20 protein-coding genes are annotated in these 25,886 nt (G+C 69.7%); 4 read left to right on the forward strand and 16 right to left on the reverse strand.

Annotated features, from left to right (window positions below; translation table 11 throughout):
* Positions 1-5 precede the first annotated feature (5 nt).
* The 4 genes from ACO0LV_RS07225 to ACO0LV_RS07240 form a co-directional block, all read right to left on the reverse strand.
* Positions 6-869, reverse strand: a complete 864-nt coding sequence (locus ACO0LV_RS07225; RefSeq protein WP_424787205.1) for a hypothetical protein — start codon at positions 867-869, stop codon at positions 6-8.
* Positions 866-1,660 carry a ferritin-like domain-containing protein gene (locus tag ACO0LV_RS07230; RefSeq protein WP_424787206.1) on the reverse strand — a complete coding sequence of 265 codons (795 nt, stop codon included), beginning with the start codon at positions 1,658-1,660 and terminating at the stop codon, positions 866-868. Before ACO0LV_RS07230 ends, ACO0LV_RS07225 begins: the two co-directional genes overlap by 4 nt.
* A gap of 13 nt (positions 1,661-1,673) precedes the next feature.
* Positions 1,674-1,949: an HPr family phosphocarrier protein gene (locus ACO0LV_RS07235; protein WP_424787207.1), complete on the reverse strand. Its 276-nt coding sequence runs from the start codon at positions 1,947-1,949 to the stop codon at positions 1,674-1,676.
* A gap of 137 nt (positions 1,950-2,086) precedes the next feature.
* A complete protein-coding gene (locus tag ACO0LV_RS07240) occupies positions 2,087-3,742 on the reverse strand; it encodes a threonine/serine ThrE exporter family protein (RefSeq protein ID WP_424787208.1) in 1,656 nt (551 codons plus the stop codon).
* Positions 3,743-4,000: 258 nt separating this feature from the next.
* Between ACO0LV_RS07240 and ACO0LV_RS07245 the strand changes: the two genes are divergently transcribed.
* Complete coding sequence (locus ACO0LV_RS07245; RefSeq protein ID WP_424787209.1) at positions 4,001-4,471, forward strand: hypothetical protein; 471 nt, start codon at positions 4,001-4,003, stop codon at positions 4,469-4,471.
* 52 nt (positions 4,472-4,523) lie between these two features.
* Here the strand turns inward: ACO0LV_RS07245 and ACO0LV_RS07250 are convergent, their stop codons facing one another.
* Complete coding sequence (locus ACO0LV_RS07250) at positions 4,524-5,729, reverse strand: cobalamin-independent methionine synthase II family protein (protein WP_424787312.1); 1,206 nt, start codon at positions 5,727-5,729, stop codon at positions 4,524-4,526.
* 223 nt (positions 5,730-5,952) lie between these two features.
* Between ACO0LV_RS07250 and ACO0LV_RS07255 the strand changes: the two genes are divergently transcribed.
* Positions 5,953-6,750, forward strand: coding sequence for an IclR family transcriptional regulator (locus ACO0LV_RS07255; protein ID WP_424787210.1), 798 nt, complete (start codon positions 5,953-5,955; stop codon positions 6,748-6,750).
* 207 nt (positions 6,751-6,957) lie between these two features.
* Here ACO0LV_RS07255 and ACO0LV_RS07260 read toward each other — a convergent pair whose 3' ends face one another.
* From ACO0LV_RS07260 to ACO0LV_RS07295, 8 genes are all read right to left on the reverse strand, one after another.
* Positions 6,958-9,108 carry a malate synthase G gene (locus ACO0LV_RS07260; RefSeq protein ID WP_424787211.1) on the reverse strand — a complete coding sequence of 717 codons (2,151 nt, stop codon included), beginning with the start codon at positions 9,106-9,108 and terminating at the stop codon, positions 6,958-6,960.
* On the reverse strand, positions 9,105-10,508 hold the full coding sequence (locus ACO0LV_RS07265) for an FAD-binding oxidoreductase (protein ID WP_424787212.1): 1,404 nt from the start codon (positions 10,506-10,508) through the stop codon (positions 9,105-9,107). Before ACO0LV_RS07265 ends, ACO0LV_RS07260 begins: the two co-directional genes overlap by 4 nt.
* Before the next feature lie 410 nt (positions 10,509-10,918).
* Positions 10,919-13,213, reverse strand: a complete 2,295-nt coding sequence (locus tag ACO0LV_RS07270; RefSeq protein WP_424787213.1) for a dipeptide ABC transporter ATP-binding protein — start codon at positions 13,211-13,213, stop codon at positions 10,919-10,921.
* 24 nt (positions 13,214-13,237) lie between these two features.
* Positions 13,238-14,404, reverse strand: a complete 1,167-nt coding sequence (locus ACO0LV_RS07275) for an ABC transporter permease (RefSeq protein WP_424787214.1) — start codon at positions 14,402-14,404, stop codon at positions 13,238-13,240.
* An 18-nt stretch (positions 14,405-14,422) separates the two neighbouring features.
* The gene (locus ACO0LV_RS07280; RefSeq protein WP_424787215.1) at positions 14,423-15,415 is read right to left on the reverse strand and encodes an ABC transporter permease; all 993 of its coding nucleotides are present in this window, start codon (positions 15,413-15,415) and stop codon (positions 14,423-14,425) included.
* A 54-nt stretch (positions 15,416-15,469) separates the two neighbouring features.
* A complete protein-coding gene (locus tag ACO0LV_RS07285; RefSeq protein WP_424787216.1) occupies positions 15,470-17,497 on the reverse strand; it encodes an ABC transporter substrate-binding protein in 2,028 nt (675 codons plus the stop codon).
* Positions 17,498-17,728: 231 nt separating this feature from the next.
* Complete coding sequence (locus ACO0LV_RS07290; RefSeq protein ID WP_424787217.1) at positions 17,729-18,796, reverse strand: substrate-binding domain-containing protein; 1,068 nt, start codon at positions 18,794-18,796, stop codon at positions 17,729-17,731.
* A gap of 187 nt (positions 18,797-18,983) precedes the next feature.
* A complete protein-coding gene (locus tag ACO0LV_RS07295) occupies positions 18,984-19,988 on the reverse strand; it encodes a hydroxyacid dehydrogenase (RefSeq protein WP_424787218.1) in 1,005 nt (334 codons plus the stop codon).
* Positions 19,989-20,147: 159 nt separating this feature from the next.
* Here ACO0LV_RS07295 and ACO0LV_RS07300 point away from each other — a divergent pair, with 159 nt between their 5' ends.
* Entirely contained in the window at positions 20,148-22,085 is a 1,938-nt protein-coding gene (locus ACO0LV_RS07300; protein ID WP_424787219.1) for a heparinase II/III domain-containing protein, read from the forward strand.
* A gap of 22 nt (positions 22,086-22,107) precedes the next feature.
* Here ACO0LV_RS07300 and ACO0LV_RS07305 read toward each other — a convergent pair whose 3' ends face one another.
* The 3 genes from ACO0LV_RS07305 to ACO0LV_RS07315 all read right to left on the reverse strand — a co-directional run bounded on the left by ACO0LV_RS07305 (position 22,108) and on the right by ACO0LV_RS07315 (position 25,008).
* On the reverse strand, positions 22,108-22,824 hold the full coding sequence (locus tag ACO0LV_RS07305; protein ID WP_424787220.1) for an endonuclease III domain-containing protein: 717 nt from the start codon (positions 22,822-22,824) through the stop codon (positions 22,108-22,110).
* A gap of 9 nt (positions 22,825-22,833) precedes the next feature.
* A complete protein-coding gene (locus tag ACO0LV_RS07310) occupies positions 22,834-23,493 on the reverse strand; it encodes a response regulator transcription factor (RefSeq protein WP_424787221.1) in 660 nt (219 codons plus the stop codon).
* A gap of 132 nt (positions 23,494-23,625) precedes the next feature.
* Complete coding sequence (locus tag ACO0LV_RS07315) at positions 23,626-25,008, reverse strand: sensor histidine kinase (protein WP_424787222.1); 1,383 nt, start codon at positions 25,006-25,008, stop codon at positions 23,626-23,628.
* 178 nt (positions 25,009-25,186) lie between these two features.
* On the opposite strand from ACO0LV_RS07315, the gene ACO0LV_RS07320 reads away from it, so the two are divergent.
* Complete coding sequence (locus tag ACO0LV_RS07320) at positions 25,187-25,876, forward strand: DUF4352 domain-containing protein (protein ID WP_424787223.1); 690 nt, start codon at positions 25,187-25,189, stop codon at positions 25,874-25,876.
* Positions 25,877-25,886: the final 10 nt, after the last annotated feature.

Genomic DNA, 25,886 nt, shown 5'->3' on the forward strand with positions numbered 1-25,886 from the left:
CTCGGCTACTGTACGCGCAGTTGCCAGCGGTTGGTTCCATGTACAACGAATCTGGCGAACTCTGTGCGCAACACCGCGCGCCGGGGTCCGCCGGGCAGCGCGGACAGGGCGGTATCGGCCTGTGCCAGGAGCGGACGTGCCTCCGGGTGGCCGAGCACGTACCGCAGGATCGCCCCGATCCTGCGGGGTTCGGCGTACCGCGAACCCGGCCAGCGCCAGCCGCGCAGGGCCCGGTGCAGCGACCGGCGGGCGGGGGCGTTCGTGCCGGCCCGCCGGTGGATCTGTTCGGTGTAGAAGGCCACGTGCCGCTCGGTGCTGTGCAGCACCGAGCGGGTGAGGTCATCCAACGCCGGCACCAGTTCGGCCAGCCGGATCGTCATCACCCGCAGCGCGAAGGTGTCCGCCAGCCCGGTGGCCAACTGGCCGGCGATCACCCGTGGTCCCTGGAGGTTCGTCCCGATCGCGGCCAGAGTCGGGAAGAGCCGTTCGTGTGCCTGCTCGGCGAGCCGCGCCCGCAGGCCGGGCCCAGGTGCCTCCGGCGGCGGGTGGTCGGCGAGGACCCGGCCCAGCAGGTCGGCGAGCCAGTACTTCTCATACGCCCAGGTGGTCAGGAACGCGGTCACCTCGGCGTCGGCGTGGGTGGGGGTGATCAGCAGGTCCCGCAACCAGTCCAGGGCCGCCTGCTCGACGTCCCGGATGAGTTCCAGTGCCTGCAGCACGCCCGCGGGCAGGTCGGCCTGCGCGAGCGCGGCCTGCCCACCGGCGGCCAGGGTGATCGGGCGCGGGTTGTTGATGAAGTCGGCCATATCGAAGTCACCGGCGGGACCGACGACGACGAAAGCCCGGCTCGCATGGGGCCGAGGGCTCATCCGGTGATCCCCCGGGCGTCCATCGCATCACCCACGATGGTCAGACCCTCCATGCCGGGCAGTTTCGCGATGTGGGTGTCGATCGCGTCGATCTCCCTGCGTCCTTCGGGGCCGGAGAACAGGTGCGACATCACGTGCTGCACCTCGCCATCGTCCATGATCGAGGAGCCCACCGGCTCCCAGGCCTTGCGCAGGGCGAGCCGGGCGAAGGTGCGGGCACGCTCGGAGCCGGTCAGGCGGGTGCGCGCCTGCGTGGCGTAGAACGCGACGTGACGCGCCTCCTGGGCGGCGATCCGCTTGAGCAGCACCGCCAGGCCCGGGTGGGGTTCCATCGCCGCGAGACGTTTGTAGGCGGCGCCGGCGGACCACTCGTTGACCGCGCCCCAGATCATGTGCACCGCGATGAAGTCCCGGCCGAGCACATTGCCCAGCATCGACTGCTTCACCGGCACCAGGCGCTCGCGCCAGCCGAGTTTGATGCGCTTGGCCTTGAGGTAGTCATACGTGACGCTCACCCCGTGGAGCCCGAGCACGTGCGCGAGCGCCTCCCCGTGCCAGAACTCCTCGCGGTTCCACATGGTCATGAATGCACCCACGTCGGCCGATCGCCGGGAGGGGGTGACCAGTTGGTCCCGCAGGTAGCAGACGGTGTGGTACTCCACCTCGCACATGTACCGCAGGGTTCGCAGCGACTCCGCGCCGAGCGGCTCGTCGACGAAGGAGTCGAAGTCCAGATCCTGCCACCGCACTCGATCGGATGAGCGAGTGAACCTGTCGACATCGAAGACCACCGTCGTCCCCTCGCTACTCGGCGGTCGCCTCGAGGTCCCTGCTGAGCAGGGCGGCCAGGTCGTCCAGGACCTTGTCCGCGCGCGGCCCGTCGGCGTAGAGCGTGACGGTGTCGCCACCCTTGACCCCCAGTGTCATCACACCCAGGATCGAGGACGCGTCCTGGGGGGCCGCTCCACTCTTGGTGATCCGCACCGGGATCCCGGAATCCTCAGCCGCACGGGTGAAGATCGCCGCGGGTCGCGCATGCAACCCCACGGCGGACTTGACCGTGACGGTGCGCTCGGCCATGAGCTCGCCTTTCACTGATCACGGATGGAGATCTCATCCTAACGGGCTGGTCCCACCGCGCGGGGGGTTCGGCGGGGGCAGGTGATGAGCATCACCTGCGGCCGTGCGGCCCCGGACGCGGGGTCCCACCCGCAGGTTCAGTTGCGAGCGCCGCGGGCACGCACGCCGACCATCTCGTTGAACCGGTCGATCCGGCGCCGCAGCGGTGTCGCCAGGTAGCCACCGAGGGTCACTCCGGCGGCCAGCGCCAACCCGATCATGAACGCCCCGATCAGTTCGGAACTGCCCGCCAGCACGTGGTCACCCTCCACCAGCGCGAACATGCCCCGGTAGATCGCCAGCCCGGGCAGCAGTGGTGTCAGACCCGCGATGGACAGCACGAGGGAGGGTGTGCGGGTGCGCTCCCCCACCGCCACGGCGGCCAGCCCCACGACCATCGCGGCGACGAAAGCCGAGGCCTCGAAGCCCATGCCCAGGTCGATCGCGCCCCAGCGCACCGCGGTCGAGCCGGCGCCGATGGCCAGCATCAACATCACCGTGCGCAAGCGCCCGTAGGAGGCCACCCCCCACGCGGCTGCGGCCACCCCGCCGCACGCGGCCTGCACCCACACCGACGTCTGCGAGGCCATCGACTCGTTGAGTACCAGGGGGATCCCGATCGCCCGCGCGAGGTTGAGCATCACACCGATGCCGGCCACGAGCCCGATGGTGTTGAGCACCACCTCGAAACTCCGGGCCGCTGCGGTGAGCGGATATCCCTGGATCGCATCGCCGGCCGCACCCACGAGGGAGAGCCCGGCCAACAGCACCACCATGCCGGCACCGACCACCACCGAGGGCGGGAGCAGGTGCGCCGGCCAGCCCAGCATGTCCCGGCCCACCATCAACAGCATCGCCACCAGCGTGGCCATTCCCGCGCCGATCACCTGCTGGAACAGGTAGGGCAGGTTCCGGCGTCGGAAGAACCGCAGCACCCGGTCGATCGCGGCCGAGGTCAGCCCGGCCACGAGTGCCACCAGGATCCCGCCGCCGAGCAGGCCCGCGATCGAGGCGCCCATCACACCCAGCGCCACGGTGACGATCCAGCGCCGGTAGGAGTGCGGGGAGGTGACGATCTGGTCGAATCGGGACTGGGCATCGAGCAGCGTGAGTTTGCCGGTGGCGACGTCGTCGATCATCCGGTGCAGGTCGGTCAGGCGCGAGTAGTCGGCGGTGCGCACCGAGATGATCCGCACCTTGGTGAGCGGGTCGTCGCTGCGGTCGATGGTGGCGGTGATGGAGATGAAGGTGATGTCGATATGGCAGTTGGTCACGCCGAACCCGGCGGCCATCCGCAGCAGATCCACGGTGGTGTCGGCAACCGCTGCTCCGGTGCCGATCAGCGCCTCGCCCATCCGCACCACCAGGTCCAGCACGTCCCGCTCCACCGGCAACGGGAGGCTGGAGGTACGGCGGGGGGCACTGAACTGCTCGGTGGGCGGGGAGGTCGCGGCCATGGCTGCCCGGGCCCGGTGCCGCAGCGGACGGCGCAGCGGAGCCGGTGCGGACGGGGACTCTCCGGCCGATGGCAGGAACGTGGGTGGCCGGCTGGTGGCCGGTGGGGTGGGCATCACCGGGGTGTTGGCCGAGGGCGTGAAGGAGGGCGGAGGCGGCGACGTCGTCTCGGAGGGTGCGGCCCCGGCCGGTTCCGCACCGGAACCGGGCGTGACGGCACGGCGACCGACCGGCACGCCGGGGAGGCGGCGCCCCGGGCCGCGCCGGTTGCCCTGGTCTGCCGAGCCGGAATCGTTCACGCTTAGCACCGTAGAACACCCCGGGCCCGGTTGCCGAGGGGGATTTCGTTCCGTGCCTGGTGATGGCCACCACACGTCGGGCCGGCACCGGCATTGCAGGACGCTTCGGGGCGCCCTGCCGGCGCCCCACGCCTCTCACGCAGGCCTCCCCCACCGCCCTCCACGCTGCCTGCGCCGCCCCGAGGACGGGTTCGACCGCCGCGACCATCCGGCCTCCTCGCTTGACCGCACCGTCCCGGTAGACGAGCCTGTGCGTCCATGGACGACGGCGAACTCCGGCGCGCACGAGGCGCCCACCTACGCAGGGTGCTGGCCTGGGCGGGGGCTGCCGTCGTCGTCGTCGGCGGTTGTGCACAGCCGCCCGAGCCGCTACCCGCGCAGATCGAGTGCACCCACCAGTTCCGGCCCGACGCCGACCGTGACGCCGGCGCCACCCAGGACACACTGGTCATCGAGCAGGGCGAGAGCGCCGAAGCCGAGTTCGATGCGATGGCCCTGCAGGTCACCTACACAGTGGGGCAGCCGGACGGGAACGGGGTGCGCGTGGTGGTCACCGGCGATGCCGGAGAACCGCTCAACGAGTACCTGTACCAGGCCGGTACCGCCGCGCAGACGCTGCACACCGAGTTCGCCGGTGGGCACGGTTTCACCGGCCTGCTCACGACCTACGACGACGACGCCCGGCTCCAGTTCTGGTGCTCGGCGAACCGGGCGGCGGAAACCGCCTAGCGGTGGCGCGTGGTTGCCACCGTAGTGATCCCGACTGACCGGCGCGGCCGCCTCAGCGCCACAGGCGACGGGTGGCCAGCTCGGCGCCCTTGGCCAGGGTGTCGAGCTTGGCCCAGGCGATCTGGGCGTGCACCCGCCCACCGAGCCCGCAGTCGGTGGAGGCGATCACGTTCTCCCGGCCGACCCGGGTGGCGAACCGTTCGATGCGCTGGGCGACCAGTTCGGGATGCTCCACCACGTTCGTGGCGTGGGAGACCACACCGGGCAGGATCAGTTTGCCCTCGGGCAGTTTCACCTCGTCCCACACGGTGTACTCGTGCTCGTGCCGCACGTTGCCGGCCTCGAAGGTGTAGGCGCCGGCGTTGACGCCCAGCACGGTGTCGATGATGTCGCGCATCGGCAGGTCGGTGGTGTGCGGGCCGTGCCAGGATCCCCAGCACAGGTGGTAGCGGATCCTGTCGGTGGGCAGCCCGCGCAGGGCATGGTTGAGTGCCTCCACCCGAACCCGGGTGAACGCCAGGTAGTCCTCCAGTGCGGGCTCGGGCTCGATCTGGTCGAAGTTCTCCGCGATGGAGGGGTCATCGATCTGCAGGATCAGGCCGGCGTCGATGATCGCCTGGTATTCCGGCCGCAGCACCTCGGCCCACGCCTCCAGGAGCTCGTCGTCGCTTCCGTAGTACTCGTTCGCGATCCGTGAGGCCGAACCCGGAGCCAGGGAGGTGATGAAGGCATCGGACACCCCGGCAGCGTCCGCGGCCGCCTTCAGGTGCGCGGCGTCGGCGGCGATCGCTTCTGCCCCGGTGTAGGACAGCGGGCCGGTGACCTTGGGGAATGCCGGCGCCTCCCCCACCATCACCCCGGAGGTGGGGTCGGTGTAGGCCTCCCGGAAGGCCTGTTGATCCCGCCGGAAGGCGAAGCCGGTGAGTTTGGTGCTGCCCGGTTCGGAGATGTGCCGCTCGGTGACCCACTTGGCGGACTCATCCAGTTCCAGACCCGCGGTGCGCTGGAAGATGTAGGACCACCACGCCCCGAAGTCCATCGGCGAGGTCATCGCCTTGCCGTACTCGCCGTCGCCCACCACCGTGATGCCGGTGTCGACCTGGCGCTGCACCAGGTCACGGACCTGCTCGCCCAGGAAGTCGTCGAAACCCGCCACCTCCTCGCCGCCGACCCGGGCGGCGTTGGCCTCGATGAGTTCGGGGGTGCGCGGCAGGGAGCCGGCGTGACTGGTCTGGATCTTCTCGGCGCTGTTCAGCATGGTGGCATCGTGGCACAGCCGGCCACCGGGCTCATCCCGGGTCGGCAGGCCGGGCACGCCCCCTTGGTATGTAGGCCGGGCTCATCCCGGGTCCGTAGGCCGGGCACGCGTCACGTCCACGGGCCCGGCACGCCCCCTTGGTACGTTCGGTGCCCGGGCACCGACACGTTCGGCGCCCCGCGGTAACGAAGGTCCGGGCGGACGGGAGCAGGAGGTGGCGCACATGGCGGCACACGACGACGCCGGTGACGTGCACACACCGGCGCACCGGACCGCCGGTGGGGTGCAGTCGGTGAGCCGGGCGCTGGAGCTGCTGGACCTGATGGCCGGTGCCGGTACGGACATGTCGCTGTCCGAACTGGCCGAGGGCACCGGGATGGCCGCAGCGACCACGCACCGGCTGATGCGCACCCTGCTCGCCCATGGCTACGTCCGGCAACTCCCCTCGCGCCGCTACGGGCTCGGTCCGGCGCTGATCCGCCTCGGTGAGCAGGCCGGCCTGCACCTCGGCGCCGCGGCGCGTCCACACCTGGACGACCTGGCGGCGCAGGCCGGGGAGACGGTGAACCTGGCGATGCTGGACCAGGACATGGTGGTCTACGTGGCCCAGGCCGCCTCGCGGCACTCGATGCGGATGTTCACCGAGGTGGGCCGGCGGGTGCACGCCCACTCCACCGGGGTCGGCAAGGCCGTGTTGGCCGAACTGCCCGACGCCGCGGTGCTGCGGATCCTCGAGCGTGCCGGCATGCCCCCGGCCACCGAGCACACCATCACCGGGCCCGAGGAGTTCCTGACCGAACTGGGCACCATCCGTAGCCGTGGCTATGCCATCGACGACGGTGAGCAGGAGGTAGGGGTGCGGTGCGTGGCCATGGCTGTGCCCGAGGCGCCCACCCCCACCGCGGTCTCGGTCTCGGGCCCGGCCGCCCGGCTCGACCTGGCCGGCCTGGAGGCACTGCTGCCCGCACTGCGCCGCACCGCGGGCGTGCTGGCCGGGTTGTACGCCACCGAGGGCCCCTGACCGCCACCCGCACCCGAGGCCGACGGCCACCGCCACGCCACCCTGAGCCCGGCACCGCGGCCGCTGACCGCCACCCCGCATCGGGCGCCGCAGACCACCAACGCCACGCCACCCGAGGCCGAGGGCGAGGGTTACTGCCGAGGGCGAGCGGCCCAACACTCGTCCTCGGCGCGCAGGGTCGTCCTCGGCGGCTGTGGGGTGGGGCCGTTAGCGGGCTGCGGCCTTGGCCTCGCGGCGGCGCCGGTGCAGGATCGGTTCGGTGTAACCACTGGGCTGGGTGGCGCCGGCGAAGATCAGTTCCTCCGCGCTCGCGAAGGCCACCCCGTCGAAGTCCGGGGCCATCGGCCGGTAGTGCGGATCGCCGTCGTTCTGGGCATCGACCACCTGCGCCATCCGCCGCAGGCTGTCCCGCACCTGCTCGGGGCTGACCACGCCGTGGCCCAGCCAGTTGGCCAGCAGCTGGCTGGAGATGCGCAGGGTGGCGCGGTCCTCCATCAGGGCCACGTCGTGGATGTCGGGCACCTTGGACACGCCCACGCCCTGGTCCACCCAGCGCACCACGTAACCCAGCAGCGACTGCACGTTCAGGTCCACCTCCTCGGCGCGCTCGTCCTCAGACCACTGCCGATCACCCAGCGGGATGGTGAGCAGGTCCGTCAGCGTGGCGGGCTCCCGGCCGGCCAGGTCGCGCTGCCGGGCGGCCACATCCACCCGGTGGTAGTGCAGTGCGTGCAGGGTGGCGGCGGTGGGTGAGGGCACCCACGCGGTGCTCGCCCCGGCCTCGGGGTGACCGATCTTCTGGTCGAGCATGTCCGCCATCAGATCCGGCATCGCCCACATGCCCTTGCCGATCTGACCGTGTCCGGGCAGGCCCACCTGCAGGCCCACGTCGACGTTGTGGTCCTCGTAGGCGAGGATCCAGGGCTGGGTCTTCATGTCCGCCTTGCGCACCATCGGCCCGGCGGCGGAGGACGTGTGGATCTCATCGCCGGAGCGGTCCAGGAACCCGGTGTTGATGAACACCAGCCGGTCGCTGGCCTCGGCGATGCAAGCCCTGAGGTTGACCGTGGTGCGGCGCTCCTCATCCATCAGCCCCAGTTTCAGCGTCCGTTCGGGCAGGCCCAGCAACTGCTCCACCCGGGCGAACAGATCCACGGCCAGGGCCACCTCCTGGGGGCCGTGCATCTTGGGTTTGACGATGTAGACCGACCCGTGCCGTCCGTTGCGCCACGGATTGTCCGGATCGAGGCTGGGGAGGGCGGCCAGGGTGGTGAACACCGCGTCCATGATCCCCTCACCGATCTCGGCGCCCGATGCGTCGAGCACCGCGTCGGTGGTCATCAGGTGCCCCACGTTCCGCACGAACAGCACCGCCCGTCCGCTGAGCACCAGGTCCGAGCCATCCGGGGCGGTGTACTGGCGGTCCTCCGCCAGGGTGCGCATCATGCTGCGCCCGCCCTTGTCGAAGGTCGCGGACAGGTCCCCGCGGTTGATCCCCCACCAGTTGCGGTAGGCGGCGACCTTGTCCGTCGCGTCGACGGTGGCCACCGAGTCCTCGAAGTCGATGATGGAGGTCAGGGCCGATTCGATCTGCACGTCGGCGATGCCGGCGGGGTCGGCCCTGCCCACCTCGGTACCCGGGTCGAAGAGGATGTCGATGTGCAGGCCGTGATGGCGCAGCAGCACCGACCAGGGCTGGTCGGGCGGGCCGCCGTACCCGGCGAAGGCACCCGGATCGGCCAAGGAGGTCACGCCGTCGTCGGTGGTGACCTGCAGGTGCCCCTCGGCAACGCGGTACGCCCGGGCCCGGGCGTGCGAGCCGCGGGCGAGCGGCACGAACTCATCGAGCAGGCTGCGCACCAGTTCCACGACCTTGGTGCCCCGCGCTGTGTCGTACCCGGCGGTGGGGATCAGGCCGGGCAACGCGTCGGTGCCGTAGAAGGCGTCATAGAGGGACCCCCACCTGGCATTGGCCGCGTTCAGGGCGTAACGGGCGTTGGTCACCGGGACCACCAACTGCGGGCCGGCGAGGTCAGCGATCTCCGGATCGACGTCGGTGGTGCTCACGCGCACCGGTCCGGGTTCGGGCACCAGGTAGCCGATCTCGGTGAGGAAACGCTGGTAGGCCCCGGAATCGACGGGGGCGGGGTGCTCGCGGTGCCAGGCGTCGATCGCGCTCTGCATCCGGGTGCGCTCGGCGAGCAGGTCGGCGTTCCGCGGACCCAGGTCACGCACGATGGCGGCGAAGCCGGACCAGAAGTCCTCGGGGGCGATCCCGGTTCCGTCCAGGATCTCGGTGGTGAAGGCGTCCAGTTCGGGGTGCACCTGCAGGCCGGCGCGCTGAATCCGGTCGGTCATCGGGGAGTCTCCTTGGTGGTGGGGGTCGGTGGGGTCGCGTCGGCAGCGAGGATGACGCCGGGGTTGAGGATCTGGTCCGGGTCCAGCGCGGCCTTGATCCGCGCCGAGACCTCCAGCACGTCGGCGCCGACCTGGGCGGCCAGCCAGGGCTGCTTGAGGCGTCCCACGCCGTGCTCACCGGTGATGGTGCCACCCAGGTCGATGGCCAGGTCCATGATCTCGCCGTAGGCGGTCTCGGCACGGGCGCGCTGGGCGGGGTCGGTGGGGTCGACGACGACCAACGGGTGGGTGTTGCCGTCGCCGGCGTGGGCGATGAAGGCGATCGGCACGTCCCGGTCCCGAGCGATCTGCTGCACGCCCTCGATCAACTCACCCAGCCTGGGCAGGGCAACACCTACGTCCTCCAGGAGCAGGTGGCCCAGGCGCTCCACCGCGGGGATGGCGAGGCGCCGGGCGTGCACGAAGTTCTCCGCCATCTCTCCGACGGCCTCGTGCGCGTCGGTGGCCCCGTGCTCGGTGAGGGCGGTCAGCAGCGCGGTCACCTCGGGTCCGTCCGGGTGCTGGTCGTCGGTGCCGGCGATCACCAGCGCGGCCGCGGAACGGTCCAGCCCGAGGCCGAGTTCGTCCTCGACGCAGTTGACCGCCAGTTGGTCCATGTACTCCAGCATCGAGGGGCGGATGCTTCGCGCGGCGGCATGCACGGCGGCGGCCGCCGCGCCGGAGTCGTCGAACCAGCCGACGACGATGCGCGCCCGGGGAGGTTGCGGCAGCAGGCGCAGGGTCGCCTCGGTGATGATGCCCAGCGTGCCCTCGGACCCCACGAACAGGCCGACCAGGTCCAGGCCCGCCACGTCCTTGATCCGGGGGCCACCGACCGTGATGGCACGACCATCGGCCAGCACCACTTCCAGGCCGAGCACGTAATCCCCGGTGACGCCGTACTTCACGCAGCACAGGCCACCGGCGTTGGTGGCGATGTTGCCCCCGATGGAGCAGAAGGTGAACGATGCCGGGTCCGGGGGGTACCACAGGCCGTGCTCGGCGGCCGCGCCCTTGAGGTCGGCGTTGATCACGCCGGGCTGGACCACGGCGGTAGCGGTGCCGGGGTCGATCCGGACGGCGCGCATCCGTTCGGTGGAGACGACCAGGCCCCCGTCGAGTGCTGTGGCCCCTCCGGACAGTCCACTGCCCAACCCTCGCGGCACGATCGGGACCCGGTGCTTCCCGGCCCAGCGCACCGCCGTCTGAACGTGTTCGGTGGACTCGGCGAGGACGACGGCGATTGCCGTGCCGGCTGCCGGGTCCAGCGCGCGGTCGCGGCGGTGGGCCTGCAGAACCTCCGGATCGGTCTGCACGATCGACTCCGGCAGGTCGCGGCGCAGCTCGGTGAGCGCATCCATCACATGCGATTCCACAATACGGAACACAAATATCGCATAGTTGAATCTATGCTCGAGGATCGCTGCACGTCAAGGGCGTTCGGGGCGGGCCATACCCCGGTGCGGAGTTCATCGAAGGCATGTTCCACCGTGACATCGCAGGCCTGTGTGCACCACCCCGGGGCGCACCCGCTCCGCGCCCGCGGTCCAGGCGGCCCCGCGGCGGGTGCTGGGGCCGAGGCGGGACCGGCCGGTGCGCCGGGGCCGAGACGAGGTGGGCTGGCCGAGGCGACTCCGGCCGCCGGGCAGGGCCGGGACGATGTGGACCGGACCGAGGCGCTGCAGGACGGGTGGCGCCCGGGCCGCCGCCCCGGGGAGAACTGAGAGGTGCTCCCGGTGCCGACGACAGGGTGCCGGCGCTGGGGAGCGGCTCAGACCTGGTCGGCCTCGCGGGTGGTGGGGGTAGCGACGCCGCTCAGGGCCAGCTTCTCGGCGTAGTGGCAGGCGACCCGACCATCACCCAGGGTGCGCAGCGCCGGACGGTCGGTGGGACACAACTCGGTCTGCACGTGGGGGCAGCGGGTGTGGAACAGGCAGCCGTCCGGTTGGTTGGCCGGGTCGGGCAGATCGTCGGTCCCGGCGCGCTTGAGCCGTGCCTCCCGGCGGGAGGGGTCCGGGATCGGCACCGAGTGCAGCAGCGTCTCGGTGTAGGGGTGCCGGGGCCGGCGATAGAGTTCGCCGGTCTCCGCCTCCTCGGCGATCTTGCCCAGGTACATCACCGCCACCCGGTCGCTGACGTGCTCGACCACGGACAGGTCGTGGGAGATGAACAGGTAGGTGAGCCCGAACTCTTCCTGCACGTCCACGAGCAGGTTGAGGATCTGGGCCCGGATGGACACATCCAGCGCCGAGACGGGTTCATCGGCGATGACCAGGCGTGGGTTGGTGATCAGCGCCCGGGCGATGTTCAGCCGCTGGCGCTCCCCGCCGGAGAAGGCGTGCGGGTAGCGGGGCATGTACTCGGGCCGGATACCCACCCGGCGCAACATCTCCGCCACCCGGTCCTGGCGTTCGCTGCCCGAGGCCATCTTGTTCACGAGCAGCGGTTCGCCGACGATCTGCTCCACGGTCATCCGCGGGTTCAGGGAGGAGAACGGGTCCTGGAAGATCACCCGCACCTGGGTGCGGTACTTGCCCAGGGCACGACCGCTCAGCGTGGCCAGGTCCACCTGGTCACCACCGGCCTCGCGGTACAGGATCTGCCCGGAGGTGGCATCGATCAGCCGAGCGATCGCCCGGCCCATCGTCGTCTTGCCACAGCCGGACTCCCCGACCAGGCCCATCGTCTGGCCCGGCGCGATGCTCAGGTCCACCCCGTCCACGGCTCGCACGTTGCCGGTGGGGCGGCGGAACATCCCCCCGCCGATCGGGTAGTGCTTGGTCAGGCCCTTGACCTGCAACAACGGCTCGACCGAGGTGGCCGGCTCCTCCTCCGGCCGGCGCGGCTCGACGACGGCGACCGGTCCCACCGTGGGGCGGTCACCCTGGGCCGGGGGACCGGACTCGACCGGCTCGGACGCACCTGCCGGCTCGGACTCCTCTGCTCCGGGGGCCTCGGGCACCGAGCCGGGGGCATCGGGGTGGCTGTAGAGATAGCAGAAGGTGCGGTGGTCCTGGTCGAAGTCGGTGGCCGGTGGCATCTCCTGGTCGCAGATCCCGGGCATGGCGAAATCGCACCGGCTACGGAACGGGCAACCACTGGGCCTGTTCTGCGGGTGCGGCACCATCCCGCGCACGGTGCGCAGACGCTGGCGCTCCCCGCCGTCGCGCACATCGGGGATCGAGCGCAGCAGGGCCTGGGTGTAGGGGTGCTTGGGTTCGGAGAAGATCTGCTCCACCGTGCCGCGCTCGGCCACCTTGCCCAGGTACATCACGGTGACCTCATCGGCGATCTCGGCCACCACACCGAGGTCGTGGGTGATGAAGAGCATCCCCATCCCGTTCTCGGCCTGCAGGTCCTTGAGCAGATCCAGGATCCTGGCCTGGGTGGTCACATCCAAGGCGGTCGTGGGCTCATCGGCGATCAGCAGTCTCGGGTCACAGGACAGCGCGATCGCGATCATCACCCGCTGACACATACCCCCGGAGAGCTGGAAGGGGAAGACGTCCATGCGCCGCTCCGGGTGCGGGATCCCCACCCGGCGCAGCAACTCCACACCCACCTCCCGCGCTGCTTCCTTGCTGATCTCCCGGTGCAGGCGGATCGTCTCGATCAGTTGCGCGCCCACGGTGTACATCGGGGACAGCGACGACATCGGCTCCTGGAAGACCATCCCGATCTGTCCCCCGCGGACCTGCCGGATCTCCTCCCCGTCGGTGTCCAACGCGGCCAGGTCCACCGGTTCGCCCCCGTCGGGGCTCCACAGCACCTTGCCGTCGACGACCTCCCCGGGTGGCTCGATCAACTGCAGCACCGAACGGGCGGTCATCGACTTACCGCACCCCGACTCCCCCACCACACACATCGTGGTACCCGGGCGCACCGCGAAGTCGACCCCGTCCACCGCCTTGACCACACCGTCGGGGGTGGTGAAGTGCGTACGCAGACCCTCGATGCTCAACAGGGCCCGATCAGCGGCCACCGCCTCACCCCGGGCCTCGGGGTCCATCGTGGTGGCCCCACCGTGGTCCGTGCCCATGGTCACCTCACCGGTTCGTCGCTTCATAGGATCAGCAGATCTTCCCAAAGGTCAGTTCTTGTAGGGGTCGGCCGCATCGCGCAGCCCGTCCCCGAAGAAGTTCATTGCCAGCACGGTGATCACCACCGGGATACCGGGCAGCAGGATCCACGGCGCGGTGGAGACCGCCCGGATGTTCTGCGCCTCCTGCAGCAACACACCCCAGCTCACCGTGGGCGGTTGCAGGCCGAGGCCGATGAACGACAACGCCGTCTCGGCCAGGATGATCGTCGGGATGGACAGTGACAGGTTGGCGATGATGTGGGAGGTGAAGGAGGGCAGCATGTGCCGGAACATCACCCGGGACTGACTGGCCCCGTCAGCCACGGCGGCGGTGACGTACTCATCACTGCGCACGGCGAAGAACTTGCCCCGCACCTCCCGGGCCATCCCCACCCAGCCGACCAGGGAGATCACCACCGTCAGGGCCAGATACCGTTGCACCGGTGACCACGACGACGGCACGGCGGCGAACAGGGCCATCCACAGCGGGATCGTGGGGATGGACATGATCAGTTCGATGGCTCGCTGGATGAGGTTGTCCACCCGGCCCCCGACGTACCCGGAGATGCCGCCGATGATCACCCCCAGGAACAACGACAGCAGCACCCCGATCAGACCGATCGACATCGAGATGGTGGTTCCGTGGATGATCCGGGACATGATGTCGCGGCCGTTGGCGTCGGCCCCGAGGAGATACATCGGTGGACCGTTGATGTCCACCGGCCCGATCAGGCTGCGGTCCCAGGGGATGAAGCCGAACAGGTTGTACTCCTGCCCGCGCACGAAGAACCCGATCGGGATGACCTCCTCCTCATCCAGGGTGAAGGTCAGCGCCAGGGTGTCCGGATCCTGCTCGAAGGTGTAACCGTTCACATGGGGGCGGAAGGAGCCCTCGTGGAAGAGGTTGATCTGCTGGGGCGGTGCGTAGGGGTATTCGGAGTTGTGCGCGGTCTGGGAATAAGGGGCCAGGAACGGGGCGAAGATCGCGATGCCGTAGATCAGCACCGTGATCACCCCGCACACCAGGGCGACCTTGTGCCGTTTGAAGCCCCACCACACCAACTTGGACTGCGAGGCCAGCGCCAGGTCGTGCCCACCCTCACGCTGGGCTTCGGGTTCCTCGGTCTCCGGGGTCTCCAACTCGGTGCCGGTGCGTGGCATGAACGGTTCGGTCATGGTGAGCCCTCCCTCCTGTCAGTACCTGAGCCGCACACGCGGATCGAGCCACGCCAGCGCCAGGTCGGAGATCAATGTCCCGATCACCACCAGCACAGCGCTGATCAGCAACACCGACCCGGCCAGGTACATGTCCTGGGCCATCAGGGCCCGCAGCAGCAGTGGACCGGTGGTGTTGAGGTTCAGCACCTGGGAGGTGATCGCGTCGGCGGCGATCAGGCCGGGCAGGATCCACCCGATGGTGGAGAAGAACGGGTTCAGTGCCACCCGCACCGGGTACTTGATCAGCATCTTCGTGCGCGGCACCCCCCGTGCCCGGGCTGCGACCACATAGGGCTTGCGGAGTTCGTCGAGCAGGTTCGCGCGCAGGATCCGGATGTTCGCGGCGGTGCCCGCGGTCCCCCAGATCACCAGCGGGATCCACAAGTGCGCCAACAGATCACCCAACCGCGCCAGCGACCACGGAGCGTCCCGGAACTCCGGGGAGAACAACCCGCCAACACTCTGGCCGAAAAAGGTCAGGCTCAACCACATCAACACCAGCGCGATCAGGAAGTTCGGCACCGCCAGGCCCAGGTAGCCCAGGAACGTGAAGACGTAGTCCCCGGCGGAGTACTGCCGGATCGCCGAGTACACCCCGATCGGGAAGGACACCGCCCAGATGAACAGCAACGTCAGCACCGAGAGCATGATCGTCAGCGGCAACCGCTCGGCGAGCAGGGAACTGACCGTGCGCCCGTAGTCGAAGGAGTCCCCGAAGTCGCCGCGGAAGATGATGTTGGAGAACCACGTCCAGTACTGCACGTACCAGGGCTGGTCCAGCCCGTAGCGCTGGGTGAGCCGCTCCAGTTGGGCCGCCCCCAGGCTCCCGTCCCCCTGGGCGGCCAACTGGGCCTGCAGGGTGGTCAGGTAGTCCCCCGGGGGCAACTGGATGATGACGAAGGTGATCACGGAGATGATCCAGACCGTGGGGATCAGGATCAACACGCGCCGCATGATGTACTGCAGCATTCAGCACACCACCTCACCTGGTGACAAGGAGTTGGGCATGAACCGGACCCCGGCTCAGTCCTCGGAGAAGAACCAGGCGGGGATGTCCGTCGGTCCCGGCGTCAGGTACAGCCAACTGTCCGGGAAGGACTCGACGACGTTGCGCAGGTGGTTCTTCTTGATGCCGTAGCCATCGGTGGGGAGCACGATTCCGATGGCGTAGAACTGCTCCTTGGCGATCTCCAGGATCCTCCGGAACATCGCCTTCTGCTCCTCCGGATCCGCCTCCAGCGGGATCTGCCAGTTCAGTTCCATCTGCTCCAGCGTCTCCGCGGGCGGCTCCTCGGCGTCCTCGCCCTCGCCCAGGCTGGCGTAGTAGGCGGACCACTTCACTGCGTAGAGCGATTCGTCGCTGGTGGGGAACCACCAACGAGTTTCGTTCATCTCCACCCGGAAGCCACCGTCCCCGGCCCACACGCCGGCGTCGAACTGGTTCGCACTGGGATTCTTACGGTCGTAGAACAGGGTCCGTTCGATCGTGTTCACCCGTGCTTCCACACCGACCTCGCCCCAGTACTGGGTCACCATGTTGGCGGCGTTGGGCCACTCGGGAAACAGCGGGGTCAGGTCGATGTCGAACCGCAACCGGTCACCGCTGGGAAGCAACCGGTACCCGGAGCCGTCCTTCTCGGTAAGGCCGGCGGCATCCAGGTGCTGATTGGCCAGATCCACGTCGTACTCGGTGTACTGCTTGGCGAACTCCTCGTCGTAGAACTCCGACTCGGCATGGGGCGCGGCCTGCCAGGGTTCTCCCTGGCGCTGGAACACCGTGTCGATGATCTCCTGGCGGTCGATGGCGTGGGAGAGCCCGATCCGGAAGTCCTTGTTCTGGAAGATCTCCCGCAACTCCGGATCCTCGTGGTTCAGGTTCAGCGCTATAATCATCCGGTTCATCGACGTGGTCTCGACCGTGACGAAATCGAAGTCACCGCTCTCCCGGGCATCGGCGAGGACCGGCCGGTTCGCGTCCTGGTTGAAGTGTCGGGCGTGGAAGTCCAACTCCCCGTTGACCGCTTTGAGGAGCATCACCTCCTCCTCCTGGATGATCTCGAACTCGAGGTTGTCGATGAAGGGGAGTTGGGCGCCGTCGCTGTCGGTCTTCCAGTAGTACGGGTTGCGCTCGGCGGTGGCGACGTTGCCCGAGTTCAGCGGGCTGGTCATCTTCCAGGCGTACAGCACCGGCTTGTCGATGTTGTTCCACCACTGGATGCGGTCCTCCCAGTACGCCGTCCAGTCGGCGGACCCGGCCTCATCGGCCAGTTCCTCGGCCTCGGGGTTCAGGTGCGGGAGGAAGTCCTGCAGGTAGTGCTTGGGATAGAACAGGAAGTTGGTGGCCCACCAGGTGGCGTTCTGCGCCGCCTGCTGGAGGAAGTCGCCCTTTGTCTGCGGGTAGGTCAGGCGCACGGTGTAGTCGTCGATCCGCTCGACCTGCGCGGGCTCGTTGTCCACGGCAAGGAAGCCCGGGGGGTTGGCGTTCAGTTCCTCGTTGAAGAACACGTCCTCGATCGCGAACATCACGTCGTCGGCGGTCACCGGCTCACCATCGGACCAGCGCATGCCCTCGCGCATGTGCATGGTGAACTCCGTAGCGTCGTCATTGATGTCGACGGACTTGAAGGTGCCCGGGAGGCCCACCTCGGCGAGCGAGTGGTCGGCGCGCATCATCGGTTCATAGGCGATGATGCGCTCCAACCAGGGGTCATCGCCCTGGCCCAGCGCAGCACCCTGGTAGGTGCCGCCGTAGACGCCGAACTCCTGGGTCTCCACGACCAGTCGGTCGGACTCGATCGGCAGGCGCTCCTCCAGCGGGGGCAGTTCCCCGGCCTCGACCTGCTCGGTCAGCAGCGGGGACTCCTTCGGCCGGTCCGGGTCCGGGGCGGCCTCGGCGCCATCGCCCTCGCCGTCGGCATCCGGGTCGGCGGTGCCTCCGCCGCCGCAGGCGGCCAGGGACACGGTCGCCAGTGCACCGCCGCCGGCGTAGAGCATGGTGCGACGGGAGAGCAGACTCGGGTCGGGTGTGGCTGAACTGGTTCTCACGTTCATTCCTGGGTCCTCCTTGACTCCGTATCCCGGCACCTGCGCGCGGGATGAAAAACCTTGTGTGTGGATGCCGTGTGTGCTCTGAGGGTGTGCGTACGGGACCTCCACCTGCCAGTGACTATAGGAAGGCCCGCGCACGGAGCAGAACTAAAGCGACATATTCGATCATGATCTGTGGCGCTTCGGGCACCCAGAACGGACCGCGCCCCGGGTCGACCCGTGCGCACCACCCCGTCAGTACTCGACCACCGCCCCGCAGGACTCGCGCACCGTCAGCCGGGGGAGCAACTGGGAATGCCTGGGCGCCTCCTGCTCGGCCTCGGTGCGCAACCGCCGATCGATCAGCCGCAGGGCCTCCCGGCCCAGTTCCCGACGCGGTGGTGCGATCGCCGTCAACGGAACCGCGCCGTGCCCGGCCACCACGTCGTCGTAGGAGATCACCGCCAGGTCCTCGGGGATTCTCAGGCCGCGCAGTTGGGCGACCTCCACGATCCGGATCGCGTGCCGGTCCGAATGCGCGAGCACGGCCCGGGCGCCCAGGCCGTGCCGGTGCTCGATGAACTTCTCGATCGCTGCGGTCAATTCGTCCGGGTCGTCGTGATCGCTCGGCAGCGTCACCGCCGGCACCGGATCCAGCCCGAGTTGGGCCACCGCCTGGTGGTATCCCTCCCGGATCGCCGGCGCGGTAGGAGTCGCCTCGGTCGCCGCGAGCACCACGCTGCGGTGACCCAGGCGGGCGAAGTGGTCCACCGCGAGCAGACCACCGTGGCGGTGGTCAGTGCGCACGCTGTCCAGTTCCCGTACCGCCCGGCTGGCTCCCACGTCGCGTTCCAGCACCACCACCGGCACCGGGATCGACTCCAGCCAGGCCGCGATGTCGGCAGGCACTTGCTCGTGCAGGGTGGGGGTCAGCACCAGGCCCTTGACGCCCAGGGCCAGCAGCCGCTCCACCTGGGTCCGTTCGGCCTCCGGTCGGTAGTCGGAGATGCCCAGCACGATCCGAACACCCAGTTCGGCGGCCACCGACTCCATCCCCGCGATCACGTCCGGGTAGTAGAACGTCGATGAGGGCACCACCACACCGATCAGGGTGCGCGCCGGGCGTGGTTTGGCGGACTTGCGTTGTGCGGCCACCGCGCCGCCGTGCACGCGCTGGACCAGACCGTCGGCCTCCAGTTGACTGATGTCCCGGCGGATCGTCACCTGGGTCACGCCCAGTTCGGCGGCGGCCTCGCTGGCCCGCACGGTTCCGTAGAGGGTGATCTGCCGGAGCAGGTACTCCTGGCGGGCACGCGCCAGCATCAGCGGGCCCCGGGGGAGCAGCCGACGACGTCGGTGCGCGGTCCCCCGAGGGGACGGCCGGTGCGGGCCCGGCCGCCCAGTGGGGACGGGCCGGCGAAGCGCGGCCGGCCGGGGCGGCGCGCGCTGCCGGTCCGGGCAGGTGCGGGGCGGATCATGGTCCTCGTCTTCTCTGGCGGGATCCTCGGGCTCAAGCGGTCAGCGACGCGGCGTCGGGCAGGTGCTGGCTGCGCAACGGTGCTCCGCTGAGCCATCGCTGAAGCTCGTTGATGGCGTGATCACTCATCCGACGCGCCTCGTTGCCCAGGGAACCGGCGATATGGGGTGTGATGAGCACATTATCCATCGCGCGCAGGGGGTGGTCCGGCGCCAGCGGCTCGGGGTCGGTCACGTCCAGGATCGCGTACAGGCGTCCGGTGCCACACTCCCGCGTCAGTGCCTCCTGGTCGATCACCACGCCGCGGGCGGTGTTGATCACCGTTGCCCCGTCCGGCAGCAGGGCCAGTTCCTGGGCCCCGATCATGCCCCGAGTCTCGGGCAGGGCGGGAGCGTGCAGGCTGAGGATCTCGGAGGTGGCCATCGTCTCGTCCAGGCCGGTCAGCTCCCCGCCGAGCGCAGCGACCTGCTCCGGATCGGCGTAGGGGTCGTAGACCCGCAGCGCACCCAGTTCGAGCATGGACAGCAACTCCATCACGCGGCGGCCGATCCGGGAGAAACCGACGATGCCCACCGCCCGGCCCCGGTTGGTCAGGTTCGAACGGCCCATACCTGCCTGCCAGCCCTGCACCGAGGTGCGGGCGATGAACGGAACCCGCTTGCCGGCCATGATGATCGCGGCCAGGGTGTACTCGGCCACCGGGATCGCGTTGACATCGGCGGCGGTACTGACCACGATCCCGCGTTCGTGCACCTCCTCGGTGATCATGTGTCGCACGCTGCCGGCGGCGTGCAGCACCGCCCGCAGCCGGGGTGCCGCGGCCAGGACCTCCGGGGTCAGCGCCGGCGCCCCCCAGGAGGTGAGGAGCACCTCGGCCTCGGCCAGCCGCGCACGGGCGCCCGCGGAGGTCAGTTCATGCACTACGGCTGGTTCCTCCATCGAGACCAGCGTGTCCAACTTGTCGAGTTGGTCCCGCCCGAACTGCAGGGCGAAGGACTCGGGGTTCATCACCAGCAGGGCTCGGGGGGGCGCGGACAACGTTGCTCCCACAGGCACCTCAGTTCTCGTGACCGGTTTTGTCTAGTTCGATCGCCAATGATCGGCAATTGGTCGTCGCAATCCTAGAGTGGAGAATCCGCAAATCGGCCATGGCGGCCTAGAACCCGGACAGAAACGAACATTTCGGATGGAGGCGGCGTGCAGGACTCCACCACTCCGATGCGCGCATTGTGGGGGGATCGGGCCGAGGCGCCGGCGCTGCGGCACGTGCTGCGCACCCCTGACGAGGCACTGCCGGTGGCCCCGGCCACCGACCGCGGGGTCTGGGACCTCGGGGCCGGCCGGCTGCACCACCCCACCGTGACCGACCTGATCGAGACCGCGCAGCGCGACCGCGAGCAACCCTGGCCGCACACGCTCGCCACGCTGCTGGCCGATTACGTCCGCGCCGACAACCGGGTGGGCTACGAGGAGCAGATCTTCACCCGGCAGGGCCGGTTGTCCCGAGCGGTCATCGCCGCGGCCGCGACCGGCGAGGCGCACTGGCTCGATGATGTGGCCGACGGCCTGATCCAGCTGTGCGAGCAGACCACCTGGTGCTGGCCCGCCCATGAGGAGTCCTTCAGCAAGCGCGGCTGGCTGCTACCCGACCCGGACGCCCCGGTGCTGGACCTGGGCGCCGGTGAGGTCGTCGCCCAGATCGCTTGGACCGACCACCTGCTCGGCGCGTCCCTGGACGAGCACTTCCCCGGCCTGCGCACCAGGCTGCGCCGCGAGGCCCGGCTGCGGGTGCTGGACCCCTACCTGCAGCGGCGGGACTGGTGGTGGATCGGCACCGAGCGCCGGGTGAACAACTGGAACCCGTGGATCTGCGGCAACGTCGCACTGGCCGCCCTCCGGTTGCTCGACGGACCCGAAGAGGCGGACCTGCGCGCCCGGATCGTGGCCCAGACCATCGCCGACGCCGACAACTTCGTGGACTCGCTGCCGGCCGATGGCGCCGTCGATGAGGGCGCCTCGTACTGGTGGGAGGGCGTCGGCCGGCTGCTGGAGATGCTCGACGTGCTGCACCACGCCACCGGAGGCGAGCTCGACGCCGGCGCGATCCCGGCCGTCGGAGCCGCACTGGCCTACCTGCACCGGATGCACCTAGGGAAGGGCTGGTACGTCGGGGTGGCCGACAGCGCGGCCCGCGCCTACCCCGGGGTCCCCTGGAACGTGCCCTACCGCTGGGCGGTGCGCCTCAGCGACGAGCGGGCCCGGGACCATGCCGCCGCCCAGGTCCGCCCCGGGGAGCCGCTGATCACCGTGCACCGGCGCCCGACCAGTTCACTGGGCCGGATCCTGCACACGATCACCGACACCGCCTTCGCCGCCGCCGCCGGGGGTGCTGAACCTGCCCCGGAACCCGCGGTGTGGCTGCCCTCGGTCCAGATGCTGGTGCGTCATGGCCCCGCCCAGCGGGAGCCGCGCCTGAGCCTGGCGATCAAGGGCGGGCACAACGGGGAGAACCACAACCACAACGACATCGGCGCCGTGACGGTGGCCCTGAACGGGGTGCCCGTGGTGGTCGATGCCGGACGGCCCACCTACACCCGGCAGACGTTCGGACCGGACCGGTACCAGTTGTGGCCCATGCAGAGCCAGTGGCACAGCGTGCCGCTGATCCGCGGCAGTGGACAACGGGACGGGGAGCAGTACCGGGCGCGGAGCGTCTCGGTGCTGCCCGACGACGACGCGCCCCGGGGCATGGAACTGGACCTGGCCGCGGCCTACCCGCGCGCGGATGTGCGCACCTGGGTGCGCCGGGCGGAACTGGGCGACGGCGAGGTGCGGGTGAGCGATTCCTGGCACCTGGACGCCCCGGACGGTGAGACCGGACCCACCCGGGTGCACTGGATCCTGGCCGGGTCGGTGCGGCTCGTCGAACCCGGGCGCGCCACGGTGACGCCCGTGCAGGGCGAGGATGCTCTCGAACTCACCTGGGATCCGGACCTGCCCGCCGGCCTGGAGGTGCAGGAACTCGATGACCCGATGCTGACCGAGGTCTGGGGGGACCGACTGACCCGGTTGTTCATCGAAGTGGACACCAGCACCACCGGCTCCACCGGCTCCACGACCATGGTGATCCGCTGACTGGCAGCCGCTGCGCGTGAGTTCAGCGGCCGCGCTTGGCCGCAGCCGGCACGACGTCGACGGGTGCGGGTGTGGTCTTGCGGCGCCCGGCGCGGGCCTTGGCCTCGGACTGCATCTGCTTCTTGGTGGCCGCGAAGGAACAGATCGGGCAAATGGCCAGATCGTGGCGCTGCGCCGGGCAGTACTCCCGGCCGAAGTAGATGATCTGCAGGTGACGGCGGTTCCAGGTGTCCTTGCGGAAGGCGCGCTTGAGGTCGGCCTCCACCTTCTCCACCGTGGTGCCGGTGGACAGCCCCCAGCGGCGGGCCAGGCGGAAGATGTGGGTGTCGACCGGGAAGGCCGGGATGTCGAACCCCTGGGCCATCACCACACTCGCGGTCTTGTGCCCCACCCCGGCCAGGGACTCCAGGAACTCCCAGTCCGGGACCACCTCGCCCCCGGCGTCCATGATCTGCCCGGCCGCGGTCCAGAGGTTGCGCGCCTTGGTGGGTGCCAGGCCGATCTCACGGATCAGTTCCCGGATCCGTTCCGCACCAAGGGCATGCATCTGCTCCGGTGTCGAAGCCTCCGCGAACAGAACCGGGGTGACCTCATTGACCTTCTTGTCGGTGGTCTGGGCGGACAGGGCCACCGCCACCAGCAGGGTGTAGGCGTCGGTGTGGTCCAACGCCGGCACCGGTTCCGGGTAGAGGTCCTCGAGGATCTCGCTGATCCGCTCCACTTTCTCCGCTCGTCGCACCCGACCAACCTACCCGTGCGAGCGCCCACTGGCGGCGCGGTCGATCACCAACGCCACCTGCACCCGGTTGGCTGCGTCGAGCTTGGTCATCGCGTTCGTCAGGTGCGTCTTGACGGTGGCCTCACTGAGGTAGTTCTGGCGAGCGATCTGGGCGTTGGTCAGACCGGCGGCAACCGCAGTGGTAATCGTCTGCTCCCGGTCCGTGAGCCGTTCCACCCGCTCCCTGGCCTCCCGGCGCTTCTGACCGGAGGTGTCGGCCTGGACGTGGGTCATCACCGTACGAGCCGCTCGCGGGGACAACGCTCCGTCGCCGGCGGCCACCGAGCGGATCGCGGTGATGATCTCGGCCGGGTCGGCATCCTTGGCCAGGAAGCCGTGGGCCCCGGCGTGCACGGCCTCCAGGATCACGTCCTCGCTGTCGAAGGAGGTCAGGGCGATCACCCCCGGCGGGTCCGGCAGGGCCATCACCGACCGGGTCGCTTCCACTCCGCTGACGCGATGCATCCGCAGGTCCATCACGACAACGTCGGGATGATGCTTGTGCACCGCGGGTATGACCTCATCGCCGTCGCCGACATCGGCGACCACGGAAAGATCGGCCTGCTCGATGATGGTGCGCAGTAGCTGACGCACCATCGCGTCATCGTCCACCACGAGTACCCGGATCATTCAGCCGAGTCTAGAACCGACCTCCGACACCGCCCAGCGGCAACGACGCGGCAGCCGCCCCCGGCAACACTCGGCGCGCCGGCACTCTCTTTCGCCCGCCCCGGCTGCCTGCGCACACGTCGGGTGGGGGCGCTACCCCGAGGTGGTCGCCACCCAGGGCAACTCGGCGTGCAGGAGGTACGTGTCGCCGTCGACTCCTGCCTGAAAGGTTCCCCCGAGCATGTGCACCCGTTCGGCAATCCCGCGCAGCCCGGATCCGCTTGAGCCCGGCGCCGGCCCCGGCTCACTGCCGGGAGGCCCGACGACGGCGTCTGCCGATCCGAACCGCCCCGGGGCGCCGCTCCATGACCCGGACCCGCCGGTCCCCTGTGGGAGCAGGCGGTTGGTCACCGTGACCTGCACGCCCCGCCCGGGAGCGGCACGCAGGTCCAGGCGCACCGGTGCGGTCGGGGCGTGCTTGACCGCGTTCGTCAGGCCCTCCTGCACGATCCGGTAGACCGCTCGGGTCAGCGCCGGCGGGGCCGATTCCGCTCCGGAGACCATGATCATCGGGGTGATGTCCGCTCCGGCGCTGCGGGCATCGTCCACCAGCCCGGGCAGGTCATCGAGCGTGGGGGCATCTGCGCCGAGGCGGTCCGAGGCCGCGGAGTCGCGCAACGTGCTGATCAACGAGCGCATCTCCTCCAGCGCTCTGTGCGCGGCCGACCGCATCGAACGGGCCGCCCCGGGCACGTCGGTGCCGGGATCGGCGGCGGTGACTTCCAGCGCCGAGGCGTGCAGGGATACCAGGGACAGGTGATGCGCCACGGTGTCGTGCATCTCCCGGGCGATCAGGTCGCGCTCCTCCTGACGGGACAGTTCCGTGCGCAACTGATGCGCGGCGCGCTCGTGCGCCCGCTCGGCCTGCCGGGCGGCACGGGCGCTCGCGCGATAGCGGCGTGCCATCCCGATCGCTACCGTCAACCCCACGCCCAGCACCACCAGGGCGACATAGCCCACCGGGTTCATCTGCACCGTCTCCCCGGAAACATCATCGACGAAGACGAACATCGCGTCGACACCCCGGGCGTGGTCCCGCCAGGCCCCGATGCTGAGGGCAGCGACGACTGCTGCGGTGGCGATGGCCACGTTCCGCCAGCGCTGGGTGATGTAGACCCACACCAGCGCACACATCGCCCCGATGGGTCCCACGGGAAACACGGCGAACAGCGCCGCACTCACCAGGCACACCACGAACGCGTGCTGGATGCGCCAGGCCAGCGCAACCGCTGCGCCGCCCCCCACGAGTACCCACACCAGCCACCACAGCACCGCCGAGTCCAGGTCCGGCATCCCACCGGTGGCGAAGGTGGCATCCAACAGGGTTCCGATGAACGCGAGAGTCACCGCGATCGCGGTTCCGGCCCAGCCCACTATCCGCCGGCTCGTGGTGACCGGCTCAGGAGGCGGTCCCGTCGCCACTGGCGCCGGCGGGGCACGCTCGGGCAGCGGGCGATCCGGGCCGGGGCTGGTCATGTCACGCATCGTAGGCATCACCACCCACAACGGACGTCATCCGGTTGGCCATGATCACCACCGCCCGGCTACGACTTTCGGCCGGCCGGGTGCACCGGATCGGACGAAGCGCTGACGGGGTCCGGGCGGAAAGGCTCGATGACGTACTGCAGGTTCGCCATCGAGGAACAGGAGCATCATGAGTCAGCATCCACAGGGTCCGCCGCCGGGAACACCTACCGGTCCACCGCACGGTGCCGCGGCACCGCACGCCCCTTACCCCGGCCCGGCACAGCCGGAGCCCCCCGCACCTCGCAAGCGGAACTGGTTCGCCCGGCACAAGATCCTCACCGGGTTTCTCGCTGTCCTCGCGTTCGTCGCGGTCATTGGCATCGCCACCTCCGGGGATGGGGACGAGGGCACCAGCGCCGCACCCGGTCAGTCCGCGGAGACGAACGCGGATGCCGCGCAGCAGGACGATGAGCCGGCCGAGGCGCCCGGGATCGGTGAGAACGTATCCGATGGGGACTTCGAGTTCGTGGTCACCGAGGTCGAGACCGGCGTGGGCCGGATCGGGTCGGAGTTCCTGAACGAGCAGCCCCAGGGTCAGTTCGTGCTGGTCTACCTCGAGGTAACCAACACCGGCAGTGCCGCCGAGACCTTCTGGACGTCCGAGCAGGGCCTGGTCGACACCGAGGGACGCACCCACTCCGCCGACGATTCGGCCGCCCTTCTCCTCGACGACGGCGAGTTCCTGCTGACCGAGATCAACCCGGGCAACACCGCCCGGACCGCCCTGGTTTTCGATATCCCAGCAGACGCCGAACCGGCCGCGGTGGAACTCCACGGCTCGATGTTCTCGCGGGGGGTGACGGTGAACCTGCAGTAGCCGCCACACG

The sequence above is a fragment of the Pseudactinotalea sp. Z1739 genome (assembly GCF_049725055.1).
Taxonomy (GTDB): domain Bacteria; phylum Actinomycetota; class Actinomycetes; order Actinomycetales; family Beutenbergiaceae; genus CALKWS01.

What these genes read in the sequence shown, in the direction of transcription:
- ACO0LV_RS07225 (WP_424787205.1), bottom strand. Translation starts at nt 869, where the DNA reads ATGAGCCCTCGGCCCCATGCGAGCCGGGCTTTCGTCGTCGTCGGTCCC.
- ACO0LV_RS07255 (WP_424787210.1), top strand. Translation starts at nt 5,953, where the DNA reads ATGGCGGCACACGACGACGCCGGTGACGTGCACACACCGGCGCACCGG.
- ACO0LV_RS07290 (WP_424787217.1), bottom strand. Translation starts at nt 18,796, where the DNA reads ATGCTGGCGCGTGCCCGCCAGGAGTACCTGCTCCGGCAGATCACCCTC.
- ACO0LV_RS07285 (WP_424787216.1), bottom strand. Translation starts at nt 17,497, where the DNA reads ATGAACGTGAGAACCAGTTCAGCCACACCCGACCCGAGTCTGCTCTCC.
- ACO0LV_RS07235 (WP_424787207.1), bottom strand. Translation starts at nt 1,949, where the DNA reads ATGGCCGAGCGCACCGTCACGGTCAAGTCCGCCGTGGGGTTGCATGCG.
- ACO0LV_RS07275 (WP_424787214.1), bottom strand. Translation starts at nt 14,404, where the DNA reads ATGACCGAACCGTTCATGCCACGCACCGGCACCGAGTTGGAGACCCCG.
- ACO0LV_RS07315 (WP_424787222.1), bottom strand. Translation starts at nt 25,008, where the DNA reads ATGACCAGCCCCGGCCCGGATCGCCCGCTGCCCGAGCGTGCCCCGCCG.
- ACO0LV_RS07310 (WP_424787221.1), bottom strand. Translation starts at nt 23,493, where the DNA reads ATGATCCGGGTACTCGTGGTGGACGATGACGCGATGGTGCGTCAGCTA.
- ACO0LV_RS07245 (WP_424787209.1), top strand. Translation starts at nt 4,001, where the DNA reads ATGGACGACGGCGAACTCCGGCGCGCACGAGGCGCCCACCTACGCAGG.
- ACO0LV_RS07265 (WP_424787212.1), bottom strand. Translation starts at nt 10,508, where the DNA reads ATGGATGCGCTCACCGAGCTGCGCCGCGACCTGCCGGAGTCGATCGTG.
- ACO0LV_RS07250 (WP_424787312.1), bottom strand. Translation starts at nt 5,729, where the DNA reads ATGCTGAACAGCGCCGAGAAGATCCAGACCAGTCACGCCGGCTCCCTG.
- ACO0LV_RS07260 (WP_424787211.1), bottom strand. Translation starts at nt 9,108, where the DNA reads ATGACCGACCGGATTCAGCGCGCCGGCCTGCAGGTGCACCCCGAACTG.
- ACO0LV_RS07280 (WP_424787215.1), bottom strand. Translation starts at nt 15,415, where the DNA reads ATGCTGCAGTACATCATGCGGCGCGTGTTGATCCTGATCCCCACGGTC.
- ACO0LV_RS07320 (WP_424787223.1), top strand. Translation starts at nt 25,187, where the DNA reads ATGAGTCAGCATCCACAGGGTCCGCCGCCGGGAACACCTACCGGTCCA.
- ACO0LV_RS07270 (WP_424787213.1), bottom strand. Translation starts at nt 13,213, where the DNA reads ATGAAGCGACGAACCGGTGAGGTGACCATGGGCACGGACCACGGTGGG.